The organism is Kitasatospora sp. NPDC057542 (assembly GCF_042801945.1).
Taxonomy (GTDB): domain Bacteria; phylum Actinomycetota; class Actinomycetes; order Streptomycetales; family Streptomycetaceae; genus Kitasatospora.
In genome coordinates, this window is sequence record NZ_JBHVFE010000644.1 from 1 (window position 1) to 3925 (window position 3925).

The window sequence follows — 3925 nt, forward strand, 5'->3', positions numbered from 1 at the left end:
CGTACGTCCGGAGGCTCAGCCCGGCAGGAGGCCGGTCAGCCCGCCGGCCAGCGGGAGGTCCTTGATGCCGCCGCCGTCGCTCAGCGGGCCGGTCAGCGTCCCGGTGCCGACCGAGGGCAGGCCCTGGTCCGGCTGGAGGACCGCGCCGTTGTTGAGGAAGTCGGCGGAGGACTTCGCCCACGGGTCCAGCCGCAGGCTCTTGATCGGCGCGATGCCGTAGCCGAGGCCGGTGGTCGTCCCGTTCAGCGCCTGGCCGACGTCGGTCCTGGTCAGCGTGGCGGGGCCGGCCGGCGCCTCGCCCGGCACGGTCGCGGCCTGCGCCGAACCGGCGCCGAGCAGCACCGCGGCACCCGCGGCGGCGGCCAGGCCGGCCGCGCTCTTCTTCGAAACCATGTTGATCGCCCTTCGGTGGATCGGGGGTCCCGGACGGCTGTCCGGGGACGCCGAACTGCCCCCCGGCCGACTGGTCGGGGGGCAGGACGGCCGGAACGCGTGCCGATCGGAGATCAGCAGTCGTCGTCCTCGTGGTGCGGGTGCATCTCCACGTTGGCGCACTTGTTGCCGAAGGCCGGGTTCAGCGCGCCGATGACGCCGACGGTGTTGCCGCAGACGTTGATCGGGATGTGCAGCGGCACCTGGATCTGGTTGCCGGAGAGCACACCGGGGGAGCCGGCGGCCACACCCTGGGCGCCCGCGCTGGCGAACGCACCGCCGGCGGCACCGAGCACCAGGCCGGCAGCGGTGGCGGAGAGGACGACGGCCTTCTTCATGTTCTGCATGGGGGTTGATCTCCTCGATCACACATGGGTGGAGCGTGCCGCGCCTCGGCGCTTGCGGAGTGCGGCACGGGCTTGGTGAATCAGTAGTCGCCCTCGTGCTCGTGCTCGTGGTGCGGGTGCATCTCCACGTTGGCGCACTTGTTGCCGAACGCCGGGTTCAGCAGGCCGATGAGAACGTCGACGGTGTTGCCGCACACGTTGATCGGCGCGTGCACCGGGACCTGGACCTGGTTGCCGGAGACGACCCCGGGGGAGTTGGCGGCGACGCCCTCGGCGCCCGCGCTGGCGAACGCACCGCCGGCGGCACCGAGCACCAGGCCGCCGGCGCCCAGCGACAGGACGGCGGCCTTCTTGAAGTTGCGCATGTCATTCCTCCGATTTCGGCCCGACGGAATGGAAATGTCGGGCGCCGGGCAAGCACGAATACTCGCCCGTTGTCTTCAGGGATTGCCGTGATTGTCACTGCGGTCGGCGCATGCCGGCGTGTTCCGCCCATGGCTCGGGCGTGGCCGCGGCGGCCGGGTCGCAGCGCCTCTCGAAACAATTCCCGCACGGCCGGGAAAGGCTTCGGACAAAGGCGCGACCAGGTGGAATTCCGGTCGGGCGTTCCGGCACGGATTGCCGGGCGCCGGCTTTGGGAGGCCCGCCATGCCGAGCGGACCGCCAATGGCCGCGATGCCGACGACGCCGCGGGCGTGCTTGCGCATGGGCGGTACTCGATTCGTGCGTGGGGGCCGGTGGAGACCGGGTTCCGTGAGGGAGAACGAGGCACCGTGCACGGGGAAACGGTCCGGCCCGCCCATCACCCGAATGCCTGGTCCGCGTCGCCGTTGCGCCGGATGGGTGACAGTGCGAGGGCCGTCGCAACCGGGCAGGTGGGGTCTCGTTCTAGATGTCGCACTCCCCGTGCATCTCTGTCGAACAGTCAGGAGGCTCGCTATGAGCATCAAGAAGACCGCCGCCGTCGGCGCGGCCGTGGCGGGCATCGTGGCCGCCGGCGCGGGCACCGCCATGGCCAGCGCGGGCGCCGAGGGCGTCGCCGCCAACTCCCCCGGTGTCATCTCGGGCAACCAGATCCAGGTTCCGATCCACCTGCCGATCAACCTGTGCGGCAACACCATCGACGTCGTCGGCCTGCTGAACCCGACGTTCGGCCACCACTGCATCAACAAGGGCTGAGCCCGCACCCGGTTCGGCCGGTGAGAGCCGCCGTTCCGCGCTTCCCTCCTGGGGCGCGGGGCGGCGGCTCTGTGCGTGCCCGGGAATCCGTTCTTCCGTCAACTTCCTTCCCTGTCGCAAGCCTTGTTGCGTTACTTGTCAGTACCTAGAATGCGAGACCTGCTCACCTTCCCTGCTCCTCTCTTGCTCCGCGCCGCTCGGCGCCCCCGCCCGGGCGGTCCCCCCACCCCCGCAAGGAGTCGCGTGTGATCAGGTCCCCACTGTCGGCGGCGCGGCGGACGCGTACCGGGTCCTCCCGGTGCGCCGCGCTGCTCGCCACCGGAGCCCTCCTCGCCACCCTCGGCCTGGCCGGTGCCCCCGCCGCCCTGGCCGACCCCGCCCCGGCCGCACCCGCGGCCACCCGTCCGGCCGCGATCGTCGCCCTCGGCGACAGCGCCATCTCGGGGGAGGGCGCCGGCACCGACACCAACGACGGCTACTTCCCGGAGACGGACAGCCCCACCAACTACTGCCACCGCCACCCCAAGTCGGAGATCTTCGTCACCGACATCCCCGGGGTCACCCCGATCGACCTCGCCTGCTCCGGCGCCCAGACCGGCGACCTGGTCAGCGACCCGGAGCTGGCCACGATCACAGGCCCCGGCAGCGGCGACTTCGGCGAGCCCAAGCAGGACGTCAAGCTGGCCGACACGGCGGCCAGGTACGACGTCAAGATGGTCGTCGTCACCATCGGTGCCAACGACGACTTCGACTTCAGCGGCATCATGATGCACTGCCTGGCGCAGTACTTCCCGATCCCCAAGGACCAGGGCTGCCGGGACACCATCGGCAGCGACGAGATCCGCCGGCGCGCCAAGGGCGTCCAGCCCAAGGTGGTCGCGGCGCTCCAGAACATCCGCCAGACCATGCGCAAGGCCGGCTACGCCGACTCCTCGTACCAGCTGGTCTACCAGTCGTACTTCAACCCGATCACCCCGGACATCCGGCGCAACGACTACCTCGGCAAGGTCGCCGACGGCTGCCCGGCCTTCCCCGAGGACCTCGCCTGGGGCCACAACTGGGTGGTGCCGACGCTCAGCGACGCGCTGCGCGGTGCCGCCGAGCAGGTGCCCGGTGTCCGGTACCTGGACCAGCGGCGGGTCGCCTTCGGGCACGAGGTCTGCGCGGAGTGGACGACCTCCCCGTACGAGTACACCAACGGGGACGTCATCAACCTCTCCGAGTGGGTGCGCAACGGCTGCGACTCGCAGATCGGCATCCCCGGGCTGTGCATGAACATGGTCCGCCAGTCGTACCACCTGCGGGTGGCCGGCTACCGCGGTGAGGGCGTCTGCCTCGGCCAGTTCTACTCCCGGCCCGAGCTGGCGCAGGCGTACTGCACGCTCAACCAGCAGAACACCACCTCGATCCAGCCGCTCACACCCGGACAGCCGTTCGGCGACGTCCCCGAGGACGGCTCCTGGTACCAGCTGACCAACGCCGCGAGCGGCAACGTGCTCGACCTCACCGGCGGCGGCACCTACGGTGACTCCACCGCCGGCCGGCCCGCGATCACCTATCCGGCCGCCGGCGGGCTCAACCAGTCCTTCGTCCTGGAGGCCAAGGCCGGCGGCAGCTACGAGCTGGACTTCAGCGGCAACCGGGACATGTGCCTGGACGCCAACGCCGCCTCCACCGCCCCCGGCACCCGGATCCAGCAGTGGGGCTGCAACGGCGGCGGCAACCAGCACTGGGTGTTCAAGCCGGCCGGCAACGGCCGCTACAAGATCGCCGACTCCCAGGACCAGACCAAGGTCCTGGCCGCCGGCGCCACCCTCGACGCCAAGGGCAACCCGTACGTCGAACTCGCCACCGACACCGGCGCCGCCAACCAGCTCTGGCAGCTCACCAAGCTCGGCATCGTCTACGTCCACGGCTGATCCGCCCGCACGTCCTCACGCCGTCGCCGCCCCCGACCGGGCGGCGAC

General features: G+C 71.0%; 5 protein-coding genes. 2 read left to right on the forward strand and 3 right to left on the reverse strand.

The genetic code is table 11. The features are described 5' to 3' along the window. Window positions 1-15 precede the first annotated feature (15 nt). The 3 genes from ACFU7Y_RS41335 to ACFU7Y_RS41345 form a co-directional block, all read right to left on the reverse strand. The gene (locus tag ACFU7Y_RS41335; protein WP_380771557.1) at window positions 16-393 is read right to left on the reverse strand and encodes a hypothetical protein; all 378 of its coding nucleotides are present in this window, start codon (window positions 391-393) and stop codon (window positions 16-18) included. A gap of 113 nt (window positions 394-506) precedes the next feature. After that, the gene (locus tag ACFU7Y_RS41340; protein WP_224280853.1) at window positions 507-779 is read right to left on the reverse strand and encodes a chaplin; all 273 of its coding nucleotides are present in this window, start codon (window positions 777-779) and stop codon (window positions 507-509) included. Window positions 780-859: 80 nt separating this feature from the next. Beyond that, window positions 860-1144 (reverse strand): chaplin, encoded by a 285-nt coding sequence (locus ACFU7Y_RS41345; protein ID WP_224280852.1) that lies wholly within the window; start codon window positions 1142-1144, stop codon window positions 860-862. 574 nt (window positions 1145-1718) lie between these two features. Here ACFU7Y_RS41345 and ACFU7Y_RS41350 point away from each other — a divergent pair. Further along, a complete protein-coding gene (locus ACFU7Y_RS41350; RefSeq protein ID WP_224280851.1) occupies window positions 1719-1958 on the forward strand; it encodes a chaplin in 240 nt (79 codons plus the stop codon). Between the two features lie 245 nt (window positions 1959-2203). Continuing rightward, window positions 2204-3877 carry an RICIN domain-containing protein gene (locus ACFU7Y_RS41355; protein ID WP_224280850.1) on the forward strand — a complete coding sequence of 558 codons (1674 nt, stop codon included), beginning with the start codon at window positions 2204-2206 and terminating at the stop codon, window positions 3875-3877. Window positions 3878-3925: the final 48 nt, after the last annotated feature.

What these genes read in the sequence shown, in the direction of transcription:
- ACFU7Y_RS41345 (WP_224280852.1), bottom strand. Translation starts at nt 1,144, where the DNA reads ATGCGCAACTTCAAGAAGGCCGCCGTCCTGTCGCTGGGCGCCGGCGGC.
- ACFU7Y_RS41350 (WP_224280851.1), top strand. Translation starts at nt 1,719, where the DNA reads ATGAGCATCAAGAAGACCGCCGCCGTCGGCGCGGCCGTGGCGGGCATC.
- ACFU7Y_RS41340 (WP_224280853.1), bottom strand. Translation starts at nt 779, where the DNA reads ATGCAGAACATGAAGAAGGCCGTCGTCCTCTCCGCCACCGCTGCCGGC.
- ACFU7Y_RS41335 (WP_380771557.1), bottom strand. Translation starts at nt 393, where the DNA reads ATGGTTTCGAAGAAGAGCGCGGCCGGCCTGGCCGCCGCCGCGGGTGCC.